The following is a 26,102-nucleotide window of genomic DNA, read 5'->3' as shown; positions in this document are numbered from 1 at the left end:
TATCGGACTCACGCGCCGCCGCGCGCTCATCCGCCCCCGGCCTGTCGCGGCCGCACCAGCAGCGCCTGCGCGCCGGTACCGACCGGACCGGAACGATCGTGCAACGTGCTGGTGGCCGTGCCGACGCCGTGCGGCCCGACCAGGGTGACCGCGTCGAGGCCGATCCACTCGCCCTCGGGGATCCGGCGCAGGTGCACGGTGAGCTCCGAGTTGATGAACCACCATTCGGCGACGGGCAGGAAGTTCGACACGCCGTTGCCCGAGTCGGCGATCGTGAACAGCCGCTGCAGGCCGGTGGGCTCCTCACCGTCGACGAGCGGGTACCGCTGCCGCGCCCACACCGCCGCCGGACCGGGCGTGGTGACGGCGCCGCGGACTGCCCGCCACTCGATCGCTTCGAGGTAGCCGCCGTGCCAGCCGTCCGGGAAGGCCGCTTCGCTGCCCGCGTCGGCCGACGGCAGCAGCGGCCCGCCGTCGGTGGCGATCTCCGCCGTGTCGGACGTCGCGATCCGCCAGCCGGACGCCCGCGCGATCACCCGCCCGCCCGCGGACAGCTCGGACTGCAGCAGCTCGACCGTACGGCCGGGCCGTTCGATCCACGACCGCTGCTGCAGCTCGCCGACCGGCGCCGGGCCGAGGATTTCGACCGTGACCCGCGCGAGCTGCGCCGGGTGGGTGGCCTCGAGCCGTTCGAGGCCACGGACCAGCAGCGCGGACGGCGGCCCGAAGTGCTGCGACCCCGGGTTCCACGGCCCGTTGGTGTGCTCGGTGGCCTCGTACCGCTCGTCGCCGAGCGGGAGGTAGAAGGCGCCGGCCATCAGTCGGCCCGGTCCAGTGCCGATTCCTCGCCAGGGTCGGGTTCGGGCCAGCCCGGGTACTCCGGTGGCGTGCCGCCGAACTCGGGGCAGTGTGCCTGGTGGTCGCACCAGGCGCACAGTTTCCCTTTGTTCGGACGGAAATCGCCGGTTTTGCCCGCCTTGAGGATAGCCTGCCAGATCGCTTCGAGGGTGCGCTCGAAGCGGACCAGTTCGGCCTCGTCGGGGGTGTAGGCGAGTGATTGCCCGTCGGTGAGGTACATCAGCTTCAGCTGGCGCGGGACGACGCCGCGCAGCCGCCACAGCACGACGGCGTAGAACTTCATCTGGAAAAGCGCCTTCGCCTCGCCGATTTCCCGCGGCGCGGCGCCGGTTTTGTAGTCGACGACCCGGATTTCCCCGGTGGGCGCGACGTCGAGCCGGTCGATGTAGCCGCGCAGCAGCACCCCGGACCCCAGCTCGATTTCCACGTGCAGCTCGCACGCCTCGGGTTCCAGCCGCCGCGGATCCTCGAGCTCGAAGTAGGAGTCGAGGAGCTTTTCCGCCGACAGCAGCCACTTGTCTGTCTCGCCGGGTTCGCTGTCCGCGAACAGCTCCGTCCACTCCGGACTCTCACCGGACAGCTCCGTCCACGTGGGCGCAAGCAACTCCTTGGCCCGCGGCGCGACGCGCTCGGCGGCAGGCAGCGCGAAGAGCCGCTCGAGGACCGCGTGGACGAGCGTGCCGCGCAGCTGTGCCCGGGTGGGCACTTCCGGCAGCCGGTCGACCGCACGGAACCGGTAGAGCAGCGGGCACTGCTTGAAGTCGCTCGCCCGGGAGGGCGACAACGCAGGCCGCCTCCGGGCGGGCGCATCGGCCTCCGGTGGAGGGGTGGTGACTGTGGCGGTGTCGGGCATGGCCAGAGCGTAACGCCGGGCACCGACAGTTTCGGCCCCGCAACGCGCAGGGACCCGGCATGACCCCTGCCACCTGCGGTGATGGGGCGGGGTTTGGACGGCCGGGTTTGCTGCGGGATGGCTCGGGCCGTGGTGGTCGAGGGCATGCCTGCGGTCATTGCCAGCAGCCGGACCTGCACGCGGAATCTCGCTGAGCGAGTTTCGGTGGGCCTGGTCGGCTCGGCGGGTCCGTTGGGGTTGGTGGGGAGGCGCCGGGTTCGCCCGGCCCGGCTCGCGCAAACTGCCGCTGGGTGGCTCAGCTCGCGCGAACTGCCGCCACCGTTGCTGCCACCGTGCTACCGAGACTGCGCCACCCCTGCCACCGTCACTGCTGCTGTTACTGCCAATGCTGCCCGCGGATGCTGGACGCGCGACCGCCACTACCTGCACCGCTGCCGACGCTGCCGCCGCTCCTGGTGGGGCTGTTGCTGGGGCTGCGCCGAGATCGCCCCTCCAACTCACTGGCTACGCCGCACAGACTCCCGCCGCCGGACGCTGCCGCCACCACCAGCGGGCGGTCGGATGCCATCGCCGCGACCCGCCCCTGGACGCCCGCGCCGGACGCCGCTGCCGCGACAGGCTCCGCTGAAGCCACCGCCACCGCCACCGCCACCGCCGCCTCCGCCCGTCCGGGCTGGGCTGCCGGGCCCGGGCAGACCGCAGTTGCCGCGCTGGGGTGGCCGACTCCGCCTGTCCGGGCTGGGCTGCCGGGCCCGGGCAGACCGCAGTTGCCGCGCTGGGGTGGCCGACTCCGCCTGTCCGGGCTGGGCTGCCGGGGCCGGAAAGACCGCAGTTGCCGCGCTGCGGTCGCCGACTCCGCCCGTCGCGGCTCGGCACCCGGGCCCGGACAGGCCGCAGCTGCCATGCTGAGGTGGCCGACTCCGCCCGCCCTGGCCCCGCAACCGAGCCCGCACCGACCGCCGCCGCGCTCCCGCGCCGGGCTCGTGGGGCGAGCGACATCACCCGTCCGGGAAGGGCGGGTCACCCGGTTCCCACACCCGGCCCCCTACGCTGAGCCGTATGGCCGCGACCAGTCAGCACGGCGCCGGGCCCGCCCGGCGCGCTTCCGGTGGCGGGGACGGTGGCCTGCTGCTCTTCCGGGTCGGTGGGGTGCCCGTGCTGCTCGCACCGTCGTGGTGGATCGGGTCGCTGGTCATCGTGGTGCTCTACGCGCCGCTCGTCGGCCGGTTGCTGCCCGACGTCTCCACGCTGACCTCGTGGCTGCTCGCCGCGGCCTTCGCCGTGTTGCTCGGGCTGTCGGTGCTCGCGCACGAGCTGGGGCACTGTCTCGTCGCGCTGCGGCTCGGGATTCCGGTGCGGCGGTTGCGGCTCTTCCTGCTCGGCGGGCTGTCCGAGGTCGCCCGGTCGCCGCGGCGGCCGGCGCAGGAAGGGCTCGTCGCCGCGGCGGGGCCGGCGGTTTCGCTGGTGCTCGGCGGGTTCTGTGCGCTGCTGCTGTTCGCCGTGCCGCCGGACGGTGCCGTCTGGCTGCTGGTCGCCGAGTGCGCGGTCGCGAACTTCGCGGTCGGCCTGTTCAACCTCCTTCCCGGGCTGCCGCTCGACGGTGGACGGCTCGTCCGGGCCGGGGTCTGGGCGCTGACCGGCTTGCGCGCCAAGGGAACTCGGGCTGCAGTCGCAGGAGGGGCACTCGTTGCGACCGGGCTGATCGTGTGGGCGCTCGTGGGGCTCGCGATGGGGAGCCCGGACCGGTGGCTGCGGCTGGGCGTCTGCGTGGTCACCGCGTGGTTCGTGATCCTCGGTGCCCGGTCGGAGCTCGCCGCCGAGGCTCGCCGCGGCTGGCCTGCCGGGCTGGAGCTGAGCCAGCTCGTCCGCCCGGTGCTGCAGCTGCCCGCGGAGAGCCCGGTGTCCGACGCGCTGGCCGCTTCCGCCGGGCGCGGGGTCGTACTGGTGCGGGCGGACGGCGTCGCGGCCGGGCTGCTCGACGAACAGGCCGCCCAGCAGCTGGCGAGCACCAGCCCGCAAGCACCGGCCGAACTCGCCGCGGAGCCGATCCGCGCGGAGACCGTGCTGCTCGCGTCGGAGCCGGGGGAGGAGATCGCCGAACGCGTCCGCGAGACGCCGGCTTGGCAGTTCCTCGTGGTCGACGACGAGGGCCGCCCGGCCGGGGTGCTGCGCCGCGAAGACCTGCGTACCGCGCTGATGCACGGCCGCCGCACGGCGTGAGAGCCACCCGGGCACCGCGGGCGCGGGACGGCCTGAAAGGATTCGACGTCGGCGTCCGGGTTGCAGTGGAGGAAGAAGTTGTCGGTCAGCGGACCGTTTCGTGCAGGTGACCGGGTTCAGCTGACGGACTCGAAAGGCAGGCACTACACCCTCACCCTCGCCGACGGCGGGGAGTACCACACGCACCGCGGCGCCCTCGCGCACGACGACCTGATCGGCCGTCCGGAAGGCAGCGTCGTCACCTCCGCGGGGGGCAGCACGTATCTCGCGTTGCGGCCGCTGCTGCCGGACTACGTGCTCTCGATGCCGCGCGGCGCACAGGTCATCTACCCGAAGGACGCCGCGCAGATCGTGATGTGGGGCGACATCTTCCCCGGCGCGCGCGTGCTCGAAGCCGGGGCCGGGTCGGGAGCGCTGACGTGCTCGCTGCTCCGCGCGGTCGGCTCCGAGGGGCAGGTGTTCTCGTACGAGATCCGTGCCGACCACGCGGAACACGCCGAGCGCAACGTCGAGAAGTTCTTCGGCGAGAAGCCCGCCAACTGGACGCTGACCGTCGCCGACCTGGCCACCCACTCCGGCGAGGTCGACCGCGTGGTGCTGGACATGCTGGCGCCGTGGGAGCAGCTGCCGAACGTCGCCGAGCATCTCGTGCCCGGCGGGGTGCTCACGGTCTACGTAGCCACGGTCACCCAGCTCTCGCGGGTCACGGAATCGTTGCGGGAACAGCAATGCTGGACCGAGCCGGAGTCGTGGGAGACGCTGATGCGGCCCTGGCACGTCGTGGGTCTCGCCGTGCGGCCGGACCACCGGATGGTCGCGCACACCGCCTTCCTGCTCACTGCCCGCCGCCTCGCGGACGGCACGGTGTCCCCGCGCGTGTCGCGGCGGCCCAGCAAGGGGAAGGGCTGACCGGCTTACCCGTTCCTGACGGGTGACCTAACCGGGAACACACCAACGGCCGTTTTCGCGGTGCAGCGGGAAAGGCGTGTCCTTGTGGCCGCCGCGGCCTTCGACGCGGATGGTCACCGTCGCGTCGTCTCCGGCGACGATCGGTGGTCCCGCCGGGGATGCCCGCAGCGGTCCGGCCGCGGTCCACTTCTGCTGGAGCTCGGCCAGCGCGGCGGCGCTTTGCGGGCGGCAAGTGAGGGTACCGAACTCGGCGGAATCGCCGCGGGCGATCGCATCGGCGAGAGCGTGCGCGAGCGTGGTCGTGGCGACCTGGTCCGCCTGCGGTGCCGCGGACGGCGAAGGAGAGCGGGGTGCGGGCGGCGGTGGTGCCGGGGGAGCAGGCTCGGGTACGGCCACCAGCAGTACCCCGATCACCCCGCCCGCGACGAGCGCCCCGAGCAGCACGAGAACGGCGGTGAGCCGGCCGCTCACCGCCGTGGTCTCACTTGCTGTCGGCTTTCGCCTTCTGGAAGCACCAGACTCCGCCTTCGCGGATCGACGTCATGGTCCCGTCGGCCTGTTTGCTGCCGCTCGTGACGTGGTAGCGCTGCGTGGCCTTGTCGCCGGTCTCCTGCGCGGTGCCGCTGAGCGTGACATTGGTGCCGGACGGCAGGTCGACCTTCTCCCCGTGATACACGCTGCGGCACGCGATGGACACGAGACCGTCGTTGTCGGCCGTACTGTAAGCGGTGGCCGCAGCCTGGAACAGTTCCTGCGCCGACGATTTGCCCCCGGGCGCGGGTCCCGCGGAACCGGTGGACGCCCGCGGCGAGGACGACGACCCGCGGCTCGGCTCGGTGAACCGCGGAATGCCCGGGTTGTTCGACGGCCCCGCCGAACTCGACGGCGCCGGTGGCGCGGCGGTGGTGCCACCGTTGTCGTCACCGCTGGTGAGCCAGATGATCAACCCGGTCGCCCCACCCGCGACGACCACTGCCGCGGCCGCGATCGCGACGATCAGCCCGGTCTTTTTCTTCTTCGGCGGCTCCTGGCCGAAACCGCCGTACTGCGGCTGACCCGGTTGGCCTGGCTGACCCGGCTGACCTGGCTGGCCGAATTGGTCACCCGGCTGGCCGAATTGCGGGCCGGATTGGCCGAATTGCTGGGTGGCACCGAATTGTTCACCGGGCTGGCCGAAGTGCTGGGTCGCATCCGGCTGGCCGAATTGCGGGCCGGACTGGCCGAACTGCTGGGTTCCGCCGGGCTCGCCGAACTGTTGAGCGCCAGCGGACTGGCCGAACTGCTGGGTGCCGCCGGATTGCGGATAGCCGCCCTGGGATGGACCGCCGGGTGCGGCCGGGTATCCGCCGGACGGCGGACCTTGCGGCGCCTGCCCGGCCGGATTCCAGCCGCCCTGCTGAGGTTGCCCGCCTTGTGCCGCCTGGTCCCACCCGCCCTGCGGCTGGCCACCTTGTGCCGCCTGGTCCCAACCGCCTTGCGGTTGCCCACCCTGTGCTGCCTGGCCCCAGCCGCCTTGCGCCGCTTGGTCCCATCCGCCCTGCTGCGGTTGCCCGCCTTGCGGTTGCCCGCCCTGCCCAGCCTGGTTCCAGCCGGCCTGCTGGGCCTGTCCGGCCTGGTCCCAGCCACCTTGCGGCGGCTGGCCCTGCTGCGGTGCTCCGCCGGGCTGCTGCCCGTGTGGGTCCGGCTGCTGTCCGTAGCCGCCGGGCTGCTGCGGCGGATAAGTCATCTCGTTCCCCCTGCTGTGCGCACGCGAGTCCCTGGCCACCGCGTCGCCGGGGCCACTCCGGGATGCTAACCAGCGGCGCCGGAATCCGCGCAGCCAGGCCGGTTCGCGCCCTCGGTGACCTGGCCCGATTCCGGAACGGCAGAAACAGCAGGATGCAGACCGGCACCGGCGGTACGCAAGCCCCGGACCTGCCCGAACCCCGCCGTACCACGGTTAACCGCCGGCGCAACCGGGTAACCGGGAGACGCCCGTTTCCGCGCTGCGGAACCGCGAAGGGGCGAAATCCGGTCCGGGGCACCGAATCGGACGCTTGCGCTGCGGTCCCCGGCGTGCTGAGCGGGCACGAAATGCGCGACGCGCCGATCTTGTGATGCGGAAAGGCCTTTTCTTGTCGGTGATCGCCGGTACCGTGGAATGAAAAGCACTCCGAGGAGGTGCCCGATGCATCATGACCTTCCCGGAGGTCGGCGCGAGGAGGCCGACCCTTCAGAAACCAGCGGAGCTGGGCAGACGGCGGAAGAACAAGCCCGGCAGATCCGTTTTCTCGAGGAGGAAGTGGCGCTGCTGCGCCGTCGCCTCACCGATTCGCCGCGGCAGAACCGTGTTCTCGAACAACGTCTCGCCGAGGCGTCGGAACGGGTGAGTCAGCTCACCGAGCGAAACACGAAACTGGTCGAAACCCTGCGCGAGGCGCGGGGGCAGCTGCTCGCCCTCCGGGAAGAGGTCGACCGGCTGGCCCAGCCGCCGAGCGGGTACGGGGTGTTCGTCACCGCGTACGAGGACAACACGGTGGACGTGTACACCGCGGGCCGCAAGATGCGGGTCTCGGTGTCGCCCGCGGTGGAGATCTCGTCGCTGCGCCGTGGTCAGGCGCTGCGGCTCAACGAGGCGCTCACCGTCGTCGAGGGCGGTGACTTCGAGCGCACCGGCGAGGTGTGCGCGCTGCGCGAGGTGCTCGCCCCGGACGTCGAGGGCGGCAGCCTTCGCGCGCTGGTGGTCGGGCACGCGGACGAGGAGCGGGTGGTCCTGCTCTCCGATCCGCTCGCCGACCAGCCGCTCAAACCGGGCGATTCGCTGCTGGTCGACTCCAAGGCGGGCTACGCCTACGAGCGGGTGCCGAAGGCGGAGGTCGAGGACCTCGTGCTGGAGGAGGTGCCGGACGTCCGCTACGAGGACATCGGCGGCCTGTCCCGGCAGATCGAGCAGATCCGCGACGCCGTGGAGCTGCCGTTCCTGCACGCGGACCTGTACCAGGAATACCAGCTGCGCCCGCCGAAGGGCGTGCTGCTCTACGGTCCTCCCGGTTGCGGGAAGACGCTCATCGCGAAAGCGGTGGCCAACTCGCTGGCCAAGAAGGTCGCGCAGGCCAGGGGCGACGGTAACGGCGGGGACGACGGGAAGTCGTACTTCCTCAACATCAAGGGCCCGGAGCTGCTCAACAAGTTCGTCGGCGAGACCGAGCGGTCGATCCGGCTGATCTTCCAGCGGGCCCGCGAGAAGGCGTCCGAGGGCACCCCGGTGATCGTGTTCTTCGACGAGATGGACTCGATTTTCCGCACCCGCGGGTCGGGCGTGTCGTCGGACGTGGAGACCACGATCGTGCCGCAGCTGCTGTCGGAGATCGACGGCGTGGAGGGGCTGGAGAACGTCATCGTCATCGGCGCCTCCAACCGCGAGGACATGATCGACCCGGCGATCCTGCGGCCGGGCCGGCTCGACGTGAAGATCAAGATCGAGCGTCCGGACGCCGAAGGCGCGAAGGACATCTTCTCGAAGTACCTCGCCGAGGGCCTGCCGATCCACGCCGACGACCTGGCGGAGTTCGGCGGGGACCAGAAGGCCACGTTCGACGCGATGATCCAGCACACCGTCGAGCGGATGTACGAGGAGAGCGACGAAAACCGGTTCCTGGAGGTCACCTACGCCAACGGGGACAAGGAAGTCCTGTACTTCCGCGATTTCAACTCGGGCGCGATGATCCAGAACATCGTGGACCGGGCCAAGAAATCGGCGATCAAGTCGGTGCTCGAGACCGGCCAGCCCGGCCTGCGCGTGCAGCACCTGCTCGACGCGATCGTCGACGAGTTCGCGGAGAACGAGGACCTGCCCAACACCACCAACCCGGACGACTGGGCCCGGATCTCCGGCAAGAAGGGCGAGCGGATCGTCTACATCCGCACGCTCGTCACCGGCAAGAACCAGGAGTCGGGGCGGGCCATCGACACCGCCACCAACACCGGTCAGTACCTGTAATCACCGCACCACCCTGTGGGGCCGCCGGGACTCGTCCGGCGGCCCCACAGGCCGTTTCCGGGCCAGGGTGAGCCGCCCGTGCGACGCGAGGATGCCGAGGACCACGAGCAGCGCACCCACGGGTTCGTTCCAGCGCACCGGCTCGTCCAGCACGAGCACGCCGAGCACCACGCCCACCACGGGTGTGAGGTACGTCACTGCGGACGCGTTCGCGGCGCCCCAAGCTGTGGCGACGGAGGTGTTCCACACGTAAGCCACCCCGGTACCCAGCGCGCCGAGCGCGACCATGGACAGCACCACGGCGAGGCTCAGGTGCATCGGCTGCGCCGCCACCACCGGGGTCGCGAGCGCGAGGACGAGCGTCGCGAAGCCGGTCTGCCCGAACGCGACCACGACCGGGTCGGCCCCGCGGGGCGACACGAACTTGCGCAGGTACACGAAGGCCGCGCCGTAACAGGTGGTCGCGCCCAGGCAGGCGAGCTGTGCGGCGACCTCCTGGCCGAGGTCGATGCCCTGCCACACGCCGACCAGCGTCAGCACCCCCGCGAACCCGAGGACCAGCCCGGCCACCTTCGGCCGCGTGAGCCGTTCGGCGGGGAGCGCGGCGGCCGCGAAAAGCATCGTCAGCAGGGGAGTGGTGGCGTTGAAAATGCTGGCCAGCCCGGACGACACATACTGCTCCGCCCACGAGAACAACAGGAACGGCACCACGCAGAACAGCACGGACACGACGGCGAGATGCCCCCACAACGCCCGATCGCGGGGGAGCGGACGCCGGCGCAGCGCCAGGAACATGCCGAGCGCCAGTGCCCCCAGCGCGACCCGCGCGAGCGCTACCTGAGCCGGTGACAGACCCTGCAGACCCACTTTGATGAAAAGAAAGCTCGCCCCCCACACCACAGCGAGCGCCACGAACCGCGCAGCAATGCCGAACTTCACCGAACCTCCGTGGTCACTGCAGGAATCCCCGGACCAGTCAACGGGCCCGCCACGCCCGGAGTCCAGCGGGTTTCCGCCATCACACTCGACCCAGGTGTATAACGCCCTATACTTCGGCGCCGTGAGCACCGACGACCCGCGCCCCCGCCCGCCGATCACCGAAGCCGACGTCCTCGCCTGGCTCGAGACGACCGCAGCCGCCGTCCAAGCAGGGGAGCTCGGCGCCGACGACCTCATCGACCTGCTGGGGGAGCTGCGCCGCGCCTCCGCCGCCTGCGCCGACGCGTCCGACTGGGCCCTCCTCGCCGCCCGCGAAGAAGGCGCCAGCCTCCGTCAGATCGCCCCCGTCTTCGGCAAAGGCTACGTCCGAGCCCCCGCCGCCCGCCTCGAAAAACTCCACCGCCAAGCCCAGAACTCCAGCCAATGGCTCGCCATCCTCCGGCACAAACAATCTGTATAACGACCTATACGGCTGGTGTCGGATACCGGCTCCGCCGGTCCAAAGCCGAAAAACCCAGCAACGACAAGGGGATCCGATGGATCGCATCGCGGTAGGACTGGCCGCCCTCGGTCGTCCCGCATACCTCAATCTCGCCCGGGATCTACCGGAAAACCGGGATGTGGCGTCGATGCGCGCGGCAACCCATGCCGTTCTCGACGACGCTTACGCGGCGGGGGTGCGCTGGGTCGATATCGCGCGGTCCTACGGCCGTTCGGAGGAGTTCCTCGGCAGCTGGCTGGCCGACCGCGGGCACGCGGACGTGACGGTGTCGAGCAAATGGGGGTACCGGTACGTCGGCGAATGGCGGCTCGATGCGGAAGTCCACGAGGTCAAGGAACACACCCTCGCGCGGTTCCGGCAGCAGTGGGCGGAGACGCGAGAACTCCTGCCCGGCCACGTGAATCTGTACCAGGTCCATTCGCTCACAGTGGACAGTCCACTTTTCACTGATTCGCCGCTGATCGACGCGCTGGCGCAGCTTTCCGGCGACGGCGTCGAGGTCGGGTTCTCCACCTCGGGCCCGGCGCAGGCCGACGTCGTGCGCCGGGCGTTCGAGCTGGAAGTGGCCGGGCGGCCGGTGTTCACGTCGGTCCAGTCCACGTGGAATGTGCTGGAACCGTCGGCAGGTCCGGCCTTGGCGGAGGCCCGGGCGGCCGGAAAACGGGTACTGGTCAAGGAAACTCTCGCGAACGGTCGGCTCGTTGCCGAGGCGCCGGAACCACTGCGGCGAATCGCCGAGGCGCACGGAACAGGTCCGGACGCGGTCGCGATCGCTGCCGCGCTGGCGCAGGAGTGGGCCTCGGTGGCGGTGATCGGGCCGTCGAGCCCGGCGCAGCTGGCGGAAAATCTCGTCGCCCGGCAGGTCGTCTTGACCGATCCGGAGCGGGCCGCGCTGAGTGAACTGGCGGAGGACCCGCAGGAGTATTGGACGCACCGGTCCCACCTCCGGTGGAGCTGAGCGGCTGCATTACCCTCGGGCGCGTCACGCGGCGTGGAAGGTGCGGAGGGGCAGAGTGCGTCATCGGCAGGCGCTGGCAGTGCTGGTCGGCCTGGGGGCGATGGCCGGGCTCGCGGGATGCGGCAACCGGCCCAACAACCTCGAGACCTACTACGACGATCCCACCCCGGTGCACGACACGAGCGTGGCTGCGGCACCCCGGCCGGTCGCGCCCGTTTCTCCTTCCCCGGCCCCGGATCCGCGTCGCGCACAAGAGGCGCTGCTGTCCGATCCGGACGTTGCCGAGGAGGGCGTCGCCCCCGGGTCCGGCCGGGTCTCCGGCTGCCTGAACGGACTGGCGGCGGGCGAGCGCAAGTCGGTGAGCTGGGTGTATCCGAGCGGTTCGGCGCTGACCCACGAGGTGACGGTGTACGCCGACCGCTCCGGCGCGGACGTTGTTTCAGCCATGCACTGCGCAGGCACTGAGGTCTCGCTGCCGCCGCAGCCCGGGGTCACCGCACAGCGTGCCTGGTGCGACGGCGCGACGTGCGCGGTGCTGCTGGCAAAGGGAAACCTGGTCTCGGCGCTGAGCGTCGTCGCGAGCACCCCGGCCCGAGCCCAGGATGCCGCGAAGCGCTTGTTGCCGAAGCTCGTGGCGAAGCTGCCGCTTCAGCCGTAGCGACGGAACCATTCCCGGATCCCGGCGCGGCCGTCGGGGATGAACGGGCGGTCCGGGTCGTGGACCCAGTCGCGCAGCTCGGTAAGGGTGACCCAGCGGCCGTCGGCGATTTCTTCGGGCTGATGGCGAATGGGCCCGTCCCAGGAGACCTCGAACGCGAAGTTCTGGCAGCGATGGTGCCCTGCCGGTAGACCTGGGCGACAGACCTTCCAGTTCCACTCCGTGGACGCCGCGCTCCCCGCTTACCTCACGATTGGGCTTCGCCCCTGCCACCCGCTCAAGTGAACGGCGGGGTCGCGTCGGTGTCTGGAGGGCAGTGTGACCGCCCCCAGGCGGACGCACTGCCCTCCAGACACCGACTCAAAGGCGACCCCGCACGCGTCGGCGAAGCCGACGCCATCAACACAGCCGACGCCATCAAACACCCGGCAACGAGTTCGTCACTGCCTGGCATGGGGGCATCGTCGCACGGGGGTACCCCGTAGGGTGGTGGTATGCGTCGGATCATGGGAACCGAAGTCGAGTACGGCATCGCCGTGCCCGGGGATGCCACGGCGAACCCGGTGCTCACCTCGACTCAGGTGGTGCTTGCCTACGCGGCGGCGGCGGACATCCCGAGGGCCCGCCGGGCGCGGTGGGACTACGAGGTGGAGTCGCCGTTGCGTGATGCGCGCGGGTTCGACCTGACGGGGCCGGGCGGGCCGGGGCACGACCCGGACGTCGAGGACCTCGGTGCGGCGAACGTCATCCTCACCAACGGGGCGCGGTTGTATGTGGACCATGCGCATCCGGAGTACTCGGCGCCGGAGGTCACGAACGCGCGGGACGCGGTGATCTGGGACAAGGCGGGCGAGCGGGTGATGGAGGAGGCCGCGGTCAAGGCGGCCACCGTGCCCGGGCAGCCGCCGTTGCAGCTGTACAAGAACAACGTGGACGGCAAGGGCGCGAGTTACGGCACGCACGAGAACTACCTGATGGCGCGGTCGACGCCGTTCACCGCGGTGATTGCGGGGCTGACGCCGTTCTTCGTGTCGCGGCAGGTGATGTGCGGTTCGGGCCGGGTGGGGATCGGGCAGCAGAGCGAGGAGGCGGGTTTCCAGCTTTCGCAGCGGTCGGATTACATCGAGGTCGAGGTCGGGCTGGAGACCACGCTGAAGCGCGGGATCATCAACACGCGGGACGAGCCGCACGCGGATGCGGACAAGTACCGGCGGCTGCATGTGATCATCGGGGACGCGAATCTGGCGGAGTACTCGACGTATCTGAAGGTCGGAACGACGGCGCTGGTGCTGGACCTGATCGAGTCCGGGGTGCGGTTCGACGAGCTGAAGCTGGACGAGCCGGTGCGGGCGGTGCACAAGATCAGTCACGACCCGACGTTGAAGACGAAGGTGGAGCTGGCGAACGGGAAGAAGTTCACCGGGCTGGACCTGCAGTTCGCCTATCACGAGACGGTGTCGGCGAATCTCGAGCGCACGGGTGCGGACGAGGCGTCGAAGGAGGTGCTGCGGGTCTGGGGGGAGGTGCTGGACGCGCTGGCGCGGGATCCGCAGGAGTGTGCCGACCGGCTGGACTGGCCGGCGAAGCTGCGGCTGCTGGAGGGGTACCGGGAGCGGGACCAGCTGGCGTGGGGGGCACCGCGGCTGCGGCTGGTGGACCTGCAGTATTCGGACGTGCGGCTGGCGAAGGGCCTGTACAACCGGCTGGTCACGCGGGGTTCGATGAAGCGGCTGGTCACCGAGGAGGAGGTGCAGGCGGCGATCACCACGCCGCCGTCGGACACGCGGGCCTACTTCCGGGGACGGGCGCTGGAGAAGTATGCGGCGTCGATTGCGGCGGCGTCGTGGGATTCGGTGATTTTCGACGTGGGCCGGGAGTCTTTGGTGCGGATTCCGACGCTGGAGCCGCTGCGGGGCACGAAGGCGCACGTCGGGAAGCTGCTGGATGCGGCGGCGACGGCGGAGGAGCTGGTGGAGGCGATCACCGGTTCGGACTAGCGCGAGTCCGGCGTTTCGGGCCGGTTCGGGGCCCGTTTCGTCGGTACCGCTGGGTAGGCTAGGGGTTATCGGCCACACCGGGAGGCGACATGGCGCAGGAGAAGATCGAAAAGCACGGCGGTGGGGACTCCGACGAGGATCTGGAGGCCACCGGAGCGGCGGGCCAGGAGCGGCGCGAGAAGCTCGGCGAGGACGTGGACACGATCCTCGACGAGATCGACGACGTGCTGGAGGAGAACGCCGAGGACTTCGTCCGCGCCTACGTGCAGAAGGGCGGCGAGTAGCCGTTCTCCCGGGGGTGCCGTCCCGGCTGGGGCGGTGCCCGCGGGTGCGCGTGGCCGGAGGTTTTGCGCGGTGCGGGCGGTGGCCGGTGGGCTGCCGGTGGTGCCGGGCACGGGACAGATGGGAACCGAGAGCACGTATGGACAACACCTCCTCCGGGTCGGGTTTTTCCGGGCCCGGCCTGCCGTCGGCCTACTTTTCGCCGGCGTCGTCGTCGTTCGCGGATTTCGTGCGCGCGACCGCTCCTGACCTGCTGCCTGCGCGGCGGGTGCCGGCGGGTGAGCTGGACGTGCCGCACGGCACCACGATCGTGGCGCTCACGTTCGCCGGCGGGGTGCTGATCGCGGGGGACCGGCGGGCGACGACCGGGAACCTGGTGGCGAGCCGGGATGTCGAGAAGGTGCACGTCACGGACGAGTATTCGGCGGTGGGCATCGCGGGGACCGCGGGGCTGGCCGTGGAGATGGTCCGGTTGTACGGGGTGGAGCTGGCGCACTACGAGAAGATCGAGGGTGTGTCGCTGTCGCTGGACGGCAAGACGAACAAGCTGGCCGGGATGGTGAAGGCCAATCTGGAGATGGCGATGGCGGGGCTGGCCGTGGTGCCGTTGTTCGTGGGGTACGACCTGGAGGCCGAGGACGCGAAGCACGCGGGGCGGATCGTGTCGTACGACGCCGCGGGTGGCCGGTATGAGGAGTACGGCGGGTATGCGGCGGTGGGGTCGGGTTCGCTTTTCGCGAAGTCGGCGCTGAAGAAGCTGCACGACCCGGATGCGGACGCCGAGGCGGCGGTGCGCGCGGCCGTGGAGGCGCTGTACGACGCGGCGGACGACGATACCGCGAGCGGGCTGCCGGACATGGTGCGGCGGATTTTCCCGACCGCGATCACGATCACCGCGGAAGAGGGTGCGGTGCTGGTTCCCGCGGAGCGGATCGGTGCGGTGGCCGAGGCGGTGGTGGCCGGCCGTGCGGAGCGCAACCACTACCGGCGGGGCTGAGGCCGCCGATGCCCGTTGACCTGTTGATGGCCGAGATTTCGGAGAACGTGGAGCCGACACCGTGACGATGCCGTTGTATGCCTCTCCCGAGCAGTTGATGCGGGAGCGTTCCGAGCTGGCGCGCAAGGGGATTGCGCGGGGCCGGAGCGTGGTGGTGCTGAAGTATGCCGACGGGGTGTTGTTCGTGGCGGAGAATCCGTCGGCGACGCTGCACAAGGTGTCGGAGATCTATGACCGGATCGGGTTCGCTGCGGTGGGCCGGTTCTCGGAGTTCGAGAATCTGCGGGTGGCGGGGATCCGGCATGCGGATCTGAAGGGCTACCAGTACGACCGGCGGGATGTGAGTGCGCGGGCGCTGGCGAATGCGTACGCGGCGACGCTGGGCAGTATTTTCACCGAGCAGCTGAAGCCGTTCGAGGTCGAGGTCTGCGTGGCCCAGGTGGGGGCGACGGCGGCGGAGGACCAGCTGTTCCGGTTGACGTTCGACGGGGGCATTTTCGACGAGTCGCCGTTCGTGGTGATGGGTGGGCTGACGGAGCCGATCAGCACGAAGCTGAAGGACGTGGTGGATCAGGAGCACGATCTGCGGACGGCGCTGGCCACGGCGATCGAGGGGTTGCGGGCCACGGCGCCGTCGAACGGGAACGGGGCCGAGGCGGAGATCAAGCTCGAGGTGGCGGTGCTGGACCGGGCGCGGCCGCGGCGGGCGTTCCGGCGGTTGTCGGGGGCGGCGCTGGAGGCGTTGCTGCCGGCGAAGGAGGAGCCCGCGGACAAGCCGGACGAGGCGAAGGACGAGAAGCCGGGGGATTCGGCCGAGTGACGTGACATCAGCTGCGGGTCGCCGGTGGGTTTCGGCGGCCCGCAGCTGGTTTTCGCCGGTGGGGAACGCGAACCGGTGGCTGGTCGAGCATGCGCTGCTTATCCAGCCCAGCGGGCTGCTACCGGCTGTGCGACATGCGGGTGTACGTCCGGCGTCCCGGGGTGTGTCGCAGGGTTCGGCACCGCGCTTTGTGGCTGCCCGCCGCGGTTTGCGGTACCGGGGTTCGTGGACATCGTTGCCACAGATGACACTCCGGGCAGCGATGCCGAGCATGCCGGTCGGTCAGTGCGTTTCCAGTGTGCTCAGGCGGCGCCGGAGATGGGCTCGTTCCGGCTCGGTTCCCGCGGAGGCCAAGGCTTCCCGGTAGGCGGCTGCCGCTTCCTCGTGGCGGCCGAGGCGGTGCAGCAGGTCGCCGCGGGCTGCCGCGTACGGGTGGTAGCCGCGGAGGCGGGGTTCGTCGGCGAGGTCGTCGAGGAGTTTCAGCCCGGCTTCGGGTCCGTCGCGCATCGCGATGGCGGCTGCGCGGTTGAGCGCGACCACCGGTGTCGGGGTGAGGGTGAGCAGAACGTCATACAGGGCAACGATTTGCGGCCAGTCGGTGGTCGCTACGTCCGGGGCTTCGTCATGCAGCGCGGCGATCGCGGCCTGCACGCCGTACGGTCCCGGCGGGCCGCCGGTGAGCGCTTCCGGTACGAGGTCGCGGCCTTCGTCGATGAGGACGCTGTCCCAGCGCGCCCGGTCCTGGTCTTCCAGCAGGACGAACTCGCCGTCCGGGCCGGTGCGGGCGTCGCGGCGGGCGTGGACGAGCAGCATCAGCGCGAGCAGCCCGGTGGTTTCGCGCTCGGGCAGCAGGCGGTGCAGGAGCCGGGCCAGCCGGATGGCTTCGTCGGCCAGGTCCGGCCGCTGGATGTACGGGCCCGAGCTGGCCGCGTAGCCCTCGGTGAAGAGGGAGTACAGCACCTGCAGTACGCCGGGCAGCCGGGTGCGCAGCTCGTCGCCGGTGGGGACGCGGAAGGGGATGCGGTGGTCTCGGATCCGGTTTTTGGCTCGCACAATGCGTTTCGCCATCGTCGCGGTCGGCACCAGCAACGCCCGCGCGACTTCGGGTGTGGTGAGACCGGCGAGACAGCGCAGCGTGAGCGCGAGGCGATCCTCCGCGGCCAATGCCGGATGGGCGCAGGTGAAGAACAGCTCGAGCCGTTCGTCGGGCAGCTCACCGCCGCTGGCCGGGGGTGCGCTGCGGTCGATTTCCGCTTGCAGCACAGCGAGTTTCGCCGCGTACGTCTGGTCTCGGCGGAGCCGGTCGACGGCCTTGCGGCGCGCGGTGGTCATCAGCCAGGCCCCGGGCTTCGGCGGGACGCCGTCCACCGGCCAGCGCACCAGTGCGGCCTCGAGTGCTTCGGCGGCGACTTCCTCGGCCAGGTCCAGGTCGCCGAAGCGGCGGACGAGCGCGCCGAGCAGGCGGCCGTGCTCCTCGCGGAACACGGCCGCCACCGCACGGGCGGCGTCAGGCATCGAAATCGGCGATCGGCCGGACGACGACCGACCCGTCACGGGCACCCGGGCAGCGGGCCGCCCAGTCGAGCGCCGCGTCGAGGTCGGGCACGTCCAGCACGTAGAAACCGCCGAGCAGCTCGCGGGTTTCGGCGAACGGGCCGTCGGTGGTGATCGTCGCCGCCCCGTCCGCGGCGACCCGCACCGTGGTGGCGGTGACCAGGTCGGCGAGCGATTCCCCGCTCACGAACACGCCCGCGTCGCGGACTTCCTTGTCGTAGGCCATCCAGTCGGCCGGTTCGCAGCCGGGCGCGCCGCCCTGCTCGGTGACCGCGGACGCGTGCATCAGCAGCAGGTACTTCATGGTCGGGCTCCTTCGTCGTCGGGTGCGGCGCGGGCGCGCCGGCGACCACACCACGAACGGCGCCCGCCCGGATGGACAGGCCCGGCCGACATTTTCCCGGAAAGCCCGATCAGGCCGCAGGAGCGTTGCGGAAATTCTGGTCGGCGAAGGCGAGGAGATAGGGGAGGGTGGCGCGGGCGGTGTGCCAGGTGTGGTTGAACCCGCGTTCGGCGTGCACGACGACCTCCTGGCCGCGGCGCTGCAGTGACCCGGCGATCCGGTGCGCCGTGGAGACGTCGGTGGGCGCGCCGGTGCCGACGCTGAGCATCACCGCGATCTTGTGCGGGAACGGCATCGTCGGGATGTAGCGGCGCGGGGTGTTCGCGGCGATGGCGTCGCGGTTGCCGCCGAGGATGCCGGCGGAGTTGTTCAGGTCGTCGTACGGCAGCGCGATGAGCAGGGTGGAGAACTGGTCGACGTGGTGCAGGCCGATGTTGAGCGCGCCGAAACCGCCGCCGGACATGCCGCCGATGGCCCGGTGCCCGCGGTCGGCGACGGTGCGGAAATGCTTGTCGATCGCGGGTACGACGGTGCGGACGAGGTAGGTTTCGAGCTGCGGGCCGCCGGGGACGTCGAGGCATTCCCAGTCGGTGCTGGGCTGCCCGGCGGTGAGGTCGACGCTGACGATGATCATCGGCTCGATCACGTGGTTGTCTTCGAGGCTCTTCAGCGTCTGCGGCGCGGCGCCGGAGGTGAGCCAGTCGCGCGGCCCGCCGTAGGGGTAGCCGTGGATGAGGTACACGACCGGGTAGCGGCGGCCGGCCTGCGCCGGATCGTGGTAGCCGGCCGGGAGGAGCACGTAGTTCTGGCCGGCGGGGACCCCGTTGGCCGGGTCCGGCACGTTCAGCACTTCCGTGGTCTCGCCGGTGGTCACCTTCGGCGCGGGACGTCCGGCGGCCGGGGGACTGCCGCTGTCGGCTGCATCGGCGCTGTCGTCGGCGGTTCCCTCGCCGGTGCCGTTGCGCAGGAGCGTGCCCGCGACGTTCATCGCGCCGGAGCCGCGCTGCAGCAGCCGTCCGAGGTCGCCGGGTGTGCGGACGTACCCGACGTAGCTGTTGACCGCGGTGACGGCGGCGATCAGGAACAGTGCGATGGACCCGCTGACTCCCCAGCGTCGCGCGCGGCGGTTGTGCGCGAGCGCGATCGTGACGGCGAGGACGGCGGCGGCCGCACCGGCCGCGGTGAGCCAGACCAGGGGGGATTCGAGGGGGCCGAGGTCGCGCGCCTGCGCGGTGACCCCCGGGGGCAGCACCGGGTCGACTACCTGCGGGATCATGCCTGACCTGCCGGACGCGGGCAGCGGGCACCGCCGCGGGAATCGAAACGCACTCTGTCCCCTGTGTGACCGGGTGCGGGCACGACTGCCCGCACCTCCATGATCACGCTAGGGATTTCATGCTGTGGATTCGTTGAGAAAGGGTAAAGAAATGATCAAGAGGGGTCGTCCGGGTTGCGGTACACGGTGAGCGCGCTCGGGCGGGACCGGAACCGGAACTCGCGCCCGAGCGGGCCGACCTCGCCGTCGGTCGCGACCCGGCGGTTGCCGTCCAGGAGCCGGACGTGCAGCTCCGGCAGGTCCCGCTGGCGGTAGACGTGGCTCGCGTGCAGGCTGTTCGTGATCATCGCGAGCAGGAACCGGGCGCGGGAGTACGGCACGTCGGCCCGCAGATAGCGGACGTCGAGCAGGCCCGTGTCGAGCGCGGGGCGGCGCGACGGGGCGAAGCCCTTGGGCGCGTAGGTGCCGTTGCCGACGAAGATCAGCCACACTTCCGCTGGCTCGCCGTTGAGCAGGATCCGCAGCGGCTTCGCGCGGCGCAGGACGCGGGTGAGCGCGATCGCCGCGGACGGCCACTTCGGATGCCGCTGCTGCAGCTTTTCCCGCAACCGCACCATTTCCGGGTATCCGCCGAGGCTGGCGGTGTTCACGAACCAGCGGTGGCCGGGCCCGCTGGTCCCGGAGATCTCGACCTCGCCGAGGTCGATGCCGACTGCGTGACCGCGTTCGGTCGCCTCGTCCGCGTCCGGCATGGAACGGACGCCGACGTCGCGGGCGAAGTGGTTGAGCGTCCCCGCCGGGATGAGCGCGAGCGGGAGCCCGCGTTCGGCGGCGACGGACGCGACCGCGGCGACCGTCCCGTCGCCGCCCGCCACGCCGAGCGCACGGACCGTGCCGCCGCGCGCGTCGATCTCCTGCGCCAGCTGGTCACGGAGATCCTGTGCGGGGTCCGGGTAGATCAGGGTGGCTTTGGGCCAGGCGTAGCGGACGTCGTCGGTGGGGTCCTGGCCGTTGACGCCGGAATGCGGGTTGACCAGCGCGAGCATGTCCTCGCCGTCGACCATCTCGGGGGCTTCGGCCGTGTGCGCGGTGCGGGCGCGGGCGTCGGGGTGCAGCGGCCACCAGTGCCTGGTCAGCGCGGCGACGCCAACGCCGACCGCCATGCCCGCGGCGACGTCGCTGGGCCAGTGCACCCCGGTGTGTACCCGCGAGTACGCGACCGCCCCGGCCAGCGGCGCGACGACCAGCCCGGCGCGCGGCGACTCCATCGCGACCGCCGTCGCGAAAGCCGCCGCCGAAGCCGCATGGCCGGACGGGAACGACGACGACGTCGGACGGCTGCGCAGCTGCCGATACCCGGGTACCTCCTCCTCAGCCGGGCGGCGGCGCGGGAACAACGGCTTCCCGACCAGGTTCGCGGCCGCACTCGCGCCGGCGATGGCGGCGATCCCGCGCAGCGCCGCGCGGCGGGTGGAGCCCTTCCGGGCCGCGAGCACAGCCGCCACGCCCCACCAGAGACGCGATTTGTCCGCACTGCGGGACAACGCCGTGAGCACGCCGTCGGCCCGCGTCCGCGGCAGTGCCGCACTGCGCCGCACCAGCGCCCGGTCACGGTGCCCCACCTGCCGGAATGCCCGGCCGAGCTGCTGGAACACGCTCCGTCCACCTCCGCTCGCCGAGCGGGTCCGGGCGGCCGGTCTCCCGCGAGTTGTCACCACTTGCAACGTACCGACCGCGTGTCGACGCCCGAACGGCGCACCTCCGGCGGGGGTGCAGCGCCTACTCTGGTGGAATGCAGCGGCGGATCTTTGGCATCGAGACCGAGTTCGGGGTCACGTGCACCTTTCACGGCCAGCGCAGGCTCTCCCCTGACGAGGTCGCGCGCTATCTGTTCCGTCGGGTGGTCTCGTGGGGCCGCTCGTCGAACGTGTTCCTGTCCAACGGCTCGAGGCTGTACCTCGACGTCGGCTCGCACCCCGAGTACGCGACGGCCGAATGTGACGACCTCACCCAGCTCGTCACGCACGACAAAGCAGGCGAACGGATCCTCGAGGACCTGCTCGTGGACGCCGAGCGCCGGCTCGCCGACGAGGGCATCGGCGGCGACATCTTCCTGTTCAAGAACAACACCGACTCCGCGGGCAACTCCTACGGCTGCCACGAGAACTACCTCGTGACCCGCGCCGGGGAATTCTCCCGGATCGCCGACGTGCTGCTGCCGTTCCTGGTCACCCGCCAGCTCATCTGCGGCGCGGGCAAGGTCCTGCAGACCCCGCGCGGCGCGGTGTACTGCCTGTCGCAGCGCGCGGAGCACATCTGGGAAGGCGTTTCGAGCGCCACCACCCGGTCGCGCCCGATCATCAACACCCGCGACGAGCCCCACGCCGACGCCGAGCGTTACCGGCGGCTGCACGTGATCGTGGGCGACTCCAACATGGCCGAGCCCACCACGATGCTCAAGATCGGGTCCGCGAACCTGGTACTGGAGATGATCGAGGCCGGCGTGCAGTTCCGCGATTTCACGCTGGACAACCCGATCCGCGCGATCCGCGAGATCAGCCACGACCTCACCGGCCGCCGCCAGGTCCGCCTCGCGGGCGGCCGCGAGGCCTCGGCGCTGGACATCCAGCGCGAGTACCACGCGAGGGCCGTGCAGCACCTCAAGGAAAACGGCTCCAGCCCGGCCAACGAACGCGTGGTCGAGCTGTGGGGCCGCGCGCTGGAGGCGGTCGAGCAGCAGGACTTCAGCAAGATCGACACCGAGATCGACTGGGCCATCAAGCACCGCCTGGTCGAGCGGTACCGGGCCAAGCACGACCTGGACCTGTCGAGCCCGCGGGTCGCGCAGCTGGACCTGGCGTACCACGACATCCGCCGCGGCCGCGGCATCTTCGACCTGCTGCAACGGAAAGGCCTGGTCCGCCGGGTCACCGACGACGGCGAGATCGAGGTCGCGAAGGACACTCCGCCGCAGACCACGCGGGCGAAGCTGCGGGGCGATTTCATCGCGGCCGCGCAGGCGGCCGGGCGTGATTTCACGGTGGACTGGGTGCATTTGAAGCTGAACGACCAAGCGCAGCGGACGGTGCTGTGCAAGGACCCGTTCCGGTCGGTGGACGAGCGGGTGGAGAGGCTGATCGGGTCGCTGTAGTTCTTGAGGTCCGGCTGGTTGCTCCGGTGGCCGGGAGCGCGGCTTGACGAACCCGACGAAAGTCGCCTTCCGGGTGCGGGAGGATCGGCGCATGCGGGTGGTTCTGGTGTTGCTGGCGGTGCTGTCGGTGTCGCTGGGCGGGGTCGCCGCGGCGTCCGGGCTGCCGTCGTGGCGGTTGCTGCCCACGGGCGTCACGGCGCAGTTCCGCGGGCTGTCGGCGGTGGACGACCGGGTCGCGTGGGTCAGCGGTACCGAGGGCACGGTGCTGCGGACTGTCGACGGCGGGCGGCACTGGAGTTCGGTGGGTCCGCCGGGTACCGGAGCGCTGCAGTTTCGCGATATCGAGGCGTTCGACGCCGATCATGCGGTGGTGCTGTCGATCGGTGCCGGGACGGACTCTCGCATTTACCGCACTGACGATGGCGGGCAGCATTGGCGGCAGACCTTCGGCAACACGGACCCTGCCGCGTTCTATGACTGTCTTGCGTTCTTCGACCCCTGGCGTGGGCTGGCGATGAGCGACCCGGTCGACGGCCGCTTCCGGGTCCAGAGCACGGTCGACGGCGGACGCCACTGGCGGCAGCTCCCTGATGCCGCGTTCCCGCCCGCGCTGCCTGGTGAGGCCGGGTTTGCGGCGAGTGGTCAGTGCGTTACGACGGCCGGGCCGTTCGACGCTTGGCTCGCTACTGGCGGTGGTTCGCGGGGCCGGGTCTTGCATTCCGCGGACGGTGGGCTGCACTGGCGGGCTGCCGAGACACCGTTGCCGGGGAGCGCGTCGGCCGGGGTGTTCGCGGTTGCGTTTCGGACGCCCTGGCAGGGGATTGTCATCGGTGGTGACTACGCCCATCCGGATGCGGCTGGTCCGGCTGTCGCGTTGAGTCGCAATGGTGGGCGGACGTGGCGGACGCCGTCGGAGTATCCGGCGGGTTACCGGTCCGGGCTGGCTTGGCGTGGCGGGTCGGTTCTCGCTGTCGGGCCGGGTGGTAGCGACCTGAGCCCCGACGGTGGGCGCCATTGGTCCCGGCTGGGCGTCGGCGGGTTCGACACGGTCGACTGCGGTCGGATGGGGGCGTGCTGGGCCAGCGGTTCGTCGGGGCGGGTTGCTCGGTTGACGTTCTGACCGCGTTGCGGTGGGGGCACCCCGAAGCCGGAATTGTGACGACGGGCGGAGGGTGCTTGTCAAGGCGGGAAAGATGCCTTGACAAGCACCCTCCGCCCGTGTTTTTGGCTTCGTATCGGGGTGCAGGGCCGGGTCTGGGTGCCCGGGTCCCGGTGGGTGCGCGGGTGCGGCCTGGGTGGTGATAGGGCTGTGAAGGGAACCATGAGGGAATCAGATTCCGGACTCAGATTCCGTGAAGGTGGCCTTCACGGACGTCCCGCCGCGGGGAAGGCAAAGCCCCGAGCGGCGGTGGCGTTGGTGACACGATCCGGCTTGCCGAAGCGGTGAAAATCGACGGCGGGGAGCGGGGTTTTCCCACGCTCAGTGATCATCCGTGCGGGATCCGTCCCCTCGCGCCAAGAGAAGCGACGCGCGCACCCCACACCTGACAATCCCGGTGGCGGACGCGAGCTAGAGTCGTCTGGTGTCCACCGCACGTGCCGAACGGCTGGTCAACCTTGTGCTGGCCCTGCTTTCCACCCGGCAGTACCTCACTGCCGAGCGGATTCGCGGGATCGTGCCCGGGTATGCCGACGCGGCCAGCGACGACGCCTTCTTCCGGACGTTCGAACGCGACAAGACCGAGCTGCGGGAGCTCGGCATCCCGCTGGAGACCGGCCGTAACTCCGCCTTCGACGCGGTCGAGGGGTACCGCATTGCGCGCCGCGACTACGAGCTCGGCGAGATCGACCTTGCTCCGGACGAGGCCGCCGCTGTCGGGCTCGCGGTGCGGCTCTGGGACTCTCCCGAGCTCACCGGGCAGGCCCAGGGCGCGCTCGTGAAGCTACGCGCTGCCGGGGTCGAGGTCGACGACCAGGCACCCACCGTCATCGAGCCGCGGGTGCGGGCCGAACCGGCGTTCGCGCCGATGCTTGCCGCTGTGCAGGCCGGGCAGGTCGTCCGGTTCGAATATCGGCGGAGCGGGTCGCCGGAGCGCCGGATTCGCACGCTCGAGCCGTGGGGCGTCGTGTCTTGGCGGGCTCGCTGGTACGTCGTCGGGCATGACCGGGACCGGGACGCGTCCCGCTGTTTCCGGCTTTCGCGCGTCACCGGCAAGGTCACCACTGTCGGCAAGCCCGGCGCGGTGATCCGGCCCGAGGGGGTCAACCTGCTGCAGCTCGTATCCGTCACCGGGGGTGACGACCCGTCGCCGGTCACCACCGCGCGGATCTGGGTCGCTGACGGGCGGGCCGCCGGGGTCCGGCGCCGCGGTGAGGTCGTCGGGCGGGAGACGGTCGGTGGCGAAGCGGGTGACGTCATCGAGATCGGCCTGTATTTCCCGGAATCGGCCGCGGATTGGCTGGCCGCCCAAGGTCCCGACGTTCTCGTGCTGGAGCCGGACGTCCTTGCCAAATCGGTGCAGCACCGGCTCGAAGCCGTCCTCGCGCGCGCCGGGGGGAGGGTGCCGTGACCGGGTCCGGCGAACGCATGCCGCGGCTGCTCGCGCTGGTCCCGTACCTGCTGGCCCGCCCGGGCATCCGCATCGACGAGGCCGCCCACGACTTCGACGTCAGCCCCCGCCAGCTGCGCAAAGACCTCGAACTGCTGTGGATGTGCGGCCTCCCCGGCTACGGCCCCGGCGACCTCATCGACCTGTCCTTCGAGGGTGACACCATCGTCGTCACCCACGACGCGGGCATGAGCCGTCCGCTGCGGCTCACCGGCGGCGAAGCCACCGCGCTGCTCGTCGCGCTCCGGGCACTCGCCGAAACCCCCGGGGTGGCCGACGGAGACGCCGTCCGCCGCGCCATCGCCAAAATCGAGGACGCCGCCGGACAAGCCCGCCCGGCCGGAGTCGTCGTCGGGGGAGGAGTCCGCGAAGGCGCCCGCGCCGCCCGCAACCGCGAAACCGTCGCCGGGGCCCTGCAACGCGGCCGCGCGCTGCGGATCCGGTACTACACGGCGTCGCGCGACCAGATCACCGAACGCACCGTCGACCCGATGCGGCTCGTGATCGTCCAAGGCGTCGGGTACCTCGAAGCGTGGTGCCGCCGCGTCGAGGGTGTCCGGCTGTTCCGCCTCGACCGCATCGACGAGCTCACCGTCCTCGACGAACCCGCCACACCTCCCGCGCACGCTCGGCCCACCGACCTGTCCGACGGCGTCTTCTCCGCCCGTCCCGACCAGCGGATCGCGCAGCTCGTGCTCGACCAGGACGCCCGCTGGGTCGCCGAGTACTACCCGTGCGACGAGCTGGCCGAGCTCGACGGCGGCCGGCTGCGCATCGCGATGCGCTACAGCGACGAGCCCTGGATGGTGCGTCTCGTGCTCAGCCTGGGCGGCGAAGCGCAGGTCGAGAGCCCGGAAACGCTCGCGGAGGCAGTCCGATGCCGAGCCGCCGGCGCGGTGGCCCGAGCCCGTCATCTGACGGCAACCTGCGACCGTTAAGGTGACTCCGTGCCGTACCTGCCCGCTTACGTGCTGCTCGCGGCCGGCCTCGTCGTCCTGGCCCTCCTGCTGGTACGGATCGCCGGAGTCTTGCGCCGTTTCCGCCGCACCGTGAGCATGGTGAGTACCCACACCCAGGACCGCACCGGCCTGCTCCGGGCCCGGTCCGCGGCACTGCGCGTGGCCGTGGCCGAACGCCGCAGCAAGCCCGCGAACAAGTACCATCAGCACTGACCCCAGACAAGGAGGGCAGACGACC

Annotated in this window: 26 protein-coding genes; 17 read left to right on the top strand and 9 right to left on the bottom strand. The window is 70.9% G+C overall.

All coding sequences use genetic code 11. The features are described from left to right. Nucleotides 1-26 precede the first annotated feature (26 nt). Both OO71_RS00280 and OO71_RS00275 read right to left on the bottom strand, forming a co-directional pair. Nucleotides 27-818, bottom strand: a complete 792-nt coding sequence (locus OO71_RS00280) for a thioesterase family protein (RefSeq protein WP_033287526.1) — start codon at nt 816-818, stop codon at nt 27-29. Continuing rightward, the gene (locus OO71_RS00275; RefSeq protein ID WP_033287525.1) at nt 818-1,711 is read right to left on the bottom strand and encodes a RecB family exonuclease; all 894 of its coding nucleotides are present in this window, start codon (nt 1,709-1,711) and stop codon (nt 818-820) included. The genes OO71_RS00280 and OO71_RS00275 overlap by 1 nt, the downstream gene beginning before the upstream one ends. Nucleotides 1,712-2,770: 1,059 nt before the next feature. Between OO71_RS00275 and OO71_RS00270 the strand changes: the two genes are divergently transcribed. Continuing rightward, nucleotides 2,771-3,931 carry a M50 family metallopeptidase gene (locus OO71_RS00270; protein WP_084144615.1) on the top strand — a complete coding sequence of 387 codons (1,161 nt, stop codon included), beginning with the start codon at nt 2,771-2,773 and terminating at the stop codon, nt 3,929-3,931. A gap of 78 nt (nt 3,932-4,009) precedes the next feature. Beyond that, complete coding sequence (locus OO71_RS00265; RefSeq protein WP_033287524.1) at nt 4,010-4,840, top strand: tRNA (adenine-N1)-methyltransferase; 831 nt, start codon at nt 4,010-4,012, stop codon at nt 4,838-4,840. Nucleotides 4,841-4,867: 27 nt separating this feature from the next. On the opposite strand, the gene OO71_RS00260 is transcribed toward OO71_RS00265, so the two are convergent. Continuing rightward, the gene (locus tag OO71_RS00260; RefSeq protein WP_033287523.1) at nt 4,868-5,311 is read right to left on the bottom strand and encodes a hypothetical protein; all 444 of its coding nucleotides are present in this window, start codon (nt 5,309-5,311) and stop codon (nt 4,868-4,870) included. 10 nt (nt 5,312-5,321) lie between these two features. Then, nucleotides 5,322-5,537 (bottom strand): hypothetical protein, encoded by a 216-nt coding sequence (locus tag OO71_RS51445; RefSeq protein WP_051790851.1) that lies wholly within the window; start codon nt 5,535-5,537, stop codon nt 5,322-5,324. Between the two features lie 31 nt (nt 5,538-5,568). Between OO71_RS51445 and OO71_RS51440 the strand changes: the two genes are divergently transcribed. From OO71_RS51440 to arc, 3 genes are all read left to right on the top strand, one after another. Then, nucleotides 5,569-5,895: a hypothetical protein gene (locus OO71_RS51440; RefSeq protein WP_051790850.1), complete on the top strand. Its 327-nt coding sequence runs from the start codon at nt 5,569-5,571 to the stop codon at nt 5,893-5,895. Nucleotides 5,896-5,900: 5 nt separating this feature from the next. After that, the gene (locus OO71_RS51435; protein ID WP_051790849.1) at nt 5,901-6,635 is read left to right on the top strand and encodes a hypothetical protein; all 735 of its coding nucleotides are present in this window, start codon (nt 5,901-5,903) and stop codon (nt 6,633-6,635) included. 372 nt (nt 6,636-7,007) lie between these two features. Further along, nucleotides 7,008-8,819: a proteasome ATPase gene (arc, locus tag OO71_RS00250; protein WP_033287522.1), complete on the top strand. Its 1,812-nt coding sequence runs from the start codon at nt 7,008-7,010 to the stop codon at nt 8,817-8,819. On the opposite strand, the gene OO71_RS00245 is transcribed toward arc, so the two are convergent. Next, on the bottom strand, nt 8,820-9,758 hold the full coding sequence (locus tag OO71_RS00245; RefSeq protein ID WP_051790848.1) for a DMT family transporter: 939 nt from the start codon (nt 9,756-9,758) through the stop codon (nt 8,820-8,822). It lies immediately after the preceding gene. 121 nt (nt 9,759-9,879) lie between these two features. Here OO71_RS00245 and OO71_RS00240 point away from each other — a divergent pair, with 121 nt between their 5' ends. The 7 genes from OO71_RS00240 (at nt 9,880) to prcA (ending at nt 15,972) form a co-directional block, all read left to right on the top strand. Continuing rightward, nucleotides 9,880-10,218, top strand: a complete 339-nt coding sequence (locus OO71_RS00240) for a hypothetical protein (protein ID WP_033287722.1) — start codon at nt 9,880-9,882, stop codon at nt 10,216-10,218. Nucleotides 10,219-10,294: 76 nt separating this feature from the next. Beyond that, complete coding sequence (locus OO71_RS00235; RefSeq protein WP_033287521.1) at nt 10,295-11,218, top strand: aldo/keto reductase; 924 nt, start codon at nt 10,295-10,297, stop codon at nt 11,216-11,218. A 55-nt stretch (nt 11,219-11,273) separates the two neighbouring features. Continuing rightward, nucleotides 11,274-11,876, top strand: coding sequence for a hypothetical protein (locus tag OO71_RS00230; protein ID WP_051790847.1), 603 nt, complete (start codon nt 11,274-11,276; stop codon nt 11,874-11,876). 494 nt (nt 11,877-12,370) lie between these two features. Then, nucleotides 12,371-13,873: a depupylase/deamidase Dop gene (gene dop / locus OO71_RS00225; RefSeq protein WP_033287520.1), complete on the top strand. Its 1,503-nt coding sequence runs from the start codon at nt 12,371-12,373 to the stop codon at nt 13,871-13,873. Between the two features lie 89 nt (nt 13,874-13,962). After that, complete coding sequence (locus OO71_RS00220; RefSeq protein WP_033287519.1) at nt 13,963-14,157, top strand: ubiquitin-like protein Pup; 195 nt, start codon at nt 13,963-13,965, stop codon at nt 14,155-14,157. Between the two features lie 137 nt (nt 14,158-14,294). Beyond that, entirely contained in the window at nt 14,295-15,152 is an 858-nt protein-coding gene (gene prcB / locus OO71_RS00215) for a proteasome subunit beta (RefSeq protein ID WP_033287518.1), read from the top strand. Nucleotides 15,153-15,213: 61 nt separating this feature from the next. Then, nucleotides 15,214-15,972, top strand: a complete 759-nt coding sequence (gene prcA / locus OO71_RS00210; protein WP_033287517.1) for a proteasome subunit alpha — start codon at nt 15,214-15,216, stop codon at nt 15,970-15,972. Between the two features lie 282 nt (nt 15,973-16,254). Here the strand turns inward: prcA and OO71_RS00205 are convergent, their stop codons facing one another. The 4 genes from OO71_RS00205 to OO71_RS00190 form a co-directional block, all read right to left on the bottom strand. Beyond that, the gene (locus tag OO71_RS00205; protein ID WP_033287516.1) at nt 16,255-17,487 is read right to left on the bottom strand and encodes an RNA polymerase sigma factor; all 1,233 of its coding nucleotides are present in this window, start codon (nt 17,485-17,487) and stop codon (nt 16,255-16,257) included. Then, nucleotides 17,480-17,830 carry a YciI family protein gene (locus OO71_RS00200; RefSeq protein ID WP_033287515.1) on the bottom strand — a complete coding sequence of 117 codons (351 nt, stop codon included), beginning with the start codon at nt 17,828-17,830 and terminating at the stop codon, nt 17,480-17,482. Before OO71_RS00200 ends, OO71_RS00205 begins: the two co-directional genes overlap by 8 nt. 109 nt (nt 17,831-17,939) lie before the next feature. Beyond that, nucleotides 17,940-19,145: an alpha/beta hydrolase gene (locus tag OO71_RS00195; protein ID WP_033287514.1), complete on the bottom strand. Its 1,206-nt coding sequence runs from the start codon at nt 19,143-19,145 to the stop codon at nt 17,940-17,942. 155 nt (nt 19,146-19,300) lie between these two features. Continuing rightward, entirely contained in the window at nt 19,301-20,800 is a 1,500-nt protein-coding gene (locus OO71_RS00190) for a bifunctional phosphatase PAP2/diacylglycerol kinase family protein (RefSeq protein WP_033287513.1), read from the bottom strand. A gap of 137 nt (nt 20,801-20,937) precedes the next feature. Between OO71_RS00190 and pafA the strand changes: the two genes are divergently transcribed. From pafA to OO71_RS00165, 5 genes are all read left to right on the top strand, one after another. Then, nucleotides 20,938-22,296, top strand: a complete 1,359-nt coding sequence (gene pafA, locus OO71_RS00185; protein WP_033287512.1) for a Pup--protein ligase — start codon at nt 20,938-20,940, stop codon at nt 22,294-22,296. A 91-nt stretch (nt 22,297-22,387) separates the two neighbouring features. Next, a complete protein-coding gene (locus OO71_RS00180) occupies nt 22,388-23,416 on the top strand; it encodes a WD40/YVTN/BNR-like repeat-containing protein (RefSeq protein ID WP_033287511.1) in 1,029 nt (342 codons plus the stop codon). Between the two features lie 463 nt (nt 23,417-23,879). Next, the gene (locus OO71_RS00175) at nt 23,880-24,866 is read left to right on the top strand and encodes a helix-turn-helix transcriptional regulator (RefSeq protein WP_033287510.1); all 987 of its coding nucleotides are present in this window, start codon (nt 23,880-23,882) and stop codon (nt 24,864-24,866) included. After that, the gene (locus OO71_RS00170) at nt 24,863-25,843 is read left to right on the top strand and encodes a helix-turn-helix transcriptional regulator (RefSeq protein WP_033287509.1); all 981 of its coding nucleotides are present in this window, start codon (nt 24,863-24,865) and stop codon (nt 25,841-25,843) included. Before OO71_RS00175 ends, OO71_RS00170 begins: the two co-directional genes overlap by 4 nt. A gap of 9 nt (nt 25,844-25,852) precedes the next feature. Next, nucleotides 25,853-26,077 carry a bacteriophage holin gene (locus OO71_RS00165; RefSeq protein ID WP_033287508.1) on the top strand — a complete coding sequence of 75 codons (225 nt, stop codon included), beginning with the start codon at nt 25,853-25,855 and terminating at the stop codon, nt 26,075-26,077. Nucleotides 26,078-26,102 lie beyond the last annotated feature (25 nt).

Origin of the sequence: Amycolatopsis jejuensis (assembly GCF_000717335.1) — a bacterium.
GTDB lineage: Bacteria > Actinomycetota > Actinomycetes > Mycobacteriales > Pseudonocardiaceae > Amycolatopsis > Amycolatopsis jejuensis.
This window is presented reverse-complemented; position numbering and strand designations above follow the sequence as displayed.

Coding starts and splice junctions, on each gene's coding strand:
- OO71_RS00235 (WP_033287521.1), top strand. CDS start 10,295: ATGGATCGCATCGCGGTAGGACTGGCCGCCCTCGGTCGTCCCGCATAC.
- OO71_RS00275 (WP_033287525.1), bottom strand. CDS start 1,711: ATGCCCGACACCGCCACAGTCACCACCCCTCCACCGGAGGCCGATGCG.
- OO71_RS00195 (WP_033287514.1), bottom strand. CDS start 19,145: ATGATCCCGCAGGTAGTCGACCCGGTGCTGCCCCCGGGGGTCACCGCG.
- pafA (WP_033287512.1), top strand. CDS start 20,938: ATGCAGCGGCGGATCTTTGGCATCGAGACCGAGTTCGGGGTCACGTGC.
- prcB (WP_033287518.1), top strand. CDS start 14,295: ATGGACAACACCTCCTCCGGGTCGGGTTTTTCCGGGCCCGGCCTGCCG.
- OO71_RS00205 (WP_033287516.1), bottom strand. CDS start 17,487: ATGCCTGACGCCGCCCGTGCGGTGGCGGCCGTGTTCCGCGAGGAGCAC.
- OO71_RS00180 (WP_033287511.1), top strand. CDS start 22,388: ATGCGGGTGGTTCTGGTGTTGCTGGCGGTGCTGTCGGTGTCGCTGGGC.
- arc (WP_033287522.1), top strand. CDS start 7,008: ATGCATCATGACCTTCCCGGAGGTCGGCGCGAGGAGGCCGACCCTTCA.
- OO71_RS00200 (WP_033287515.1), bottom strand. CDS start 17,830: ATGAAGTACCTGCTGCTGATGCACGCGTCCGCGGTCACCGAGCAGGGC.
- OO71_RS00270 (WP_084144615.1), top strand. CDS start 2,771: ATGGCCGCGACCAGTCAGCACGGCGCCGGGCCCGCCCGGCGCGCTTCC.
- OO71_RS00280 (WP_033287526.1), bottom strand. CDS start 818: ATGGCCGGCGCCTTCTACCTCCCGCTCGGCGACGAGCGGTACGAGGCC.
- OO71_RS00220 (WP_033287519.1), top strand. CDS start 13,963: ATGGCGCAGGAGAAGATCGAAAAGCACGGCGGTGGGGACTCCGACGAG.
- dop (WP_033287520.1), top strand. CDS start 12,371: ATGCGTCGGATCATGGGAACCGAAGTCGAGTACGGCATCGCCGTGCCC.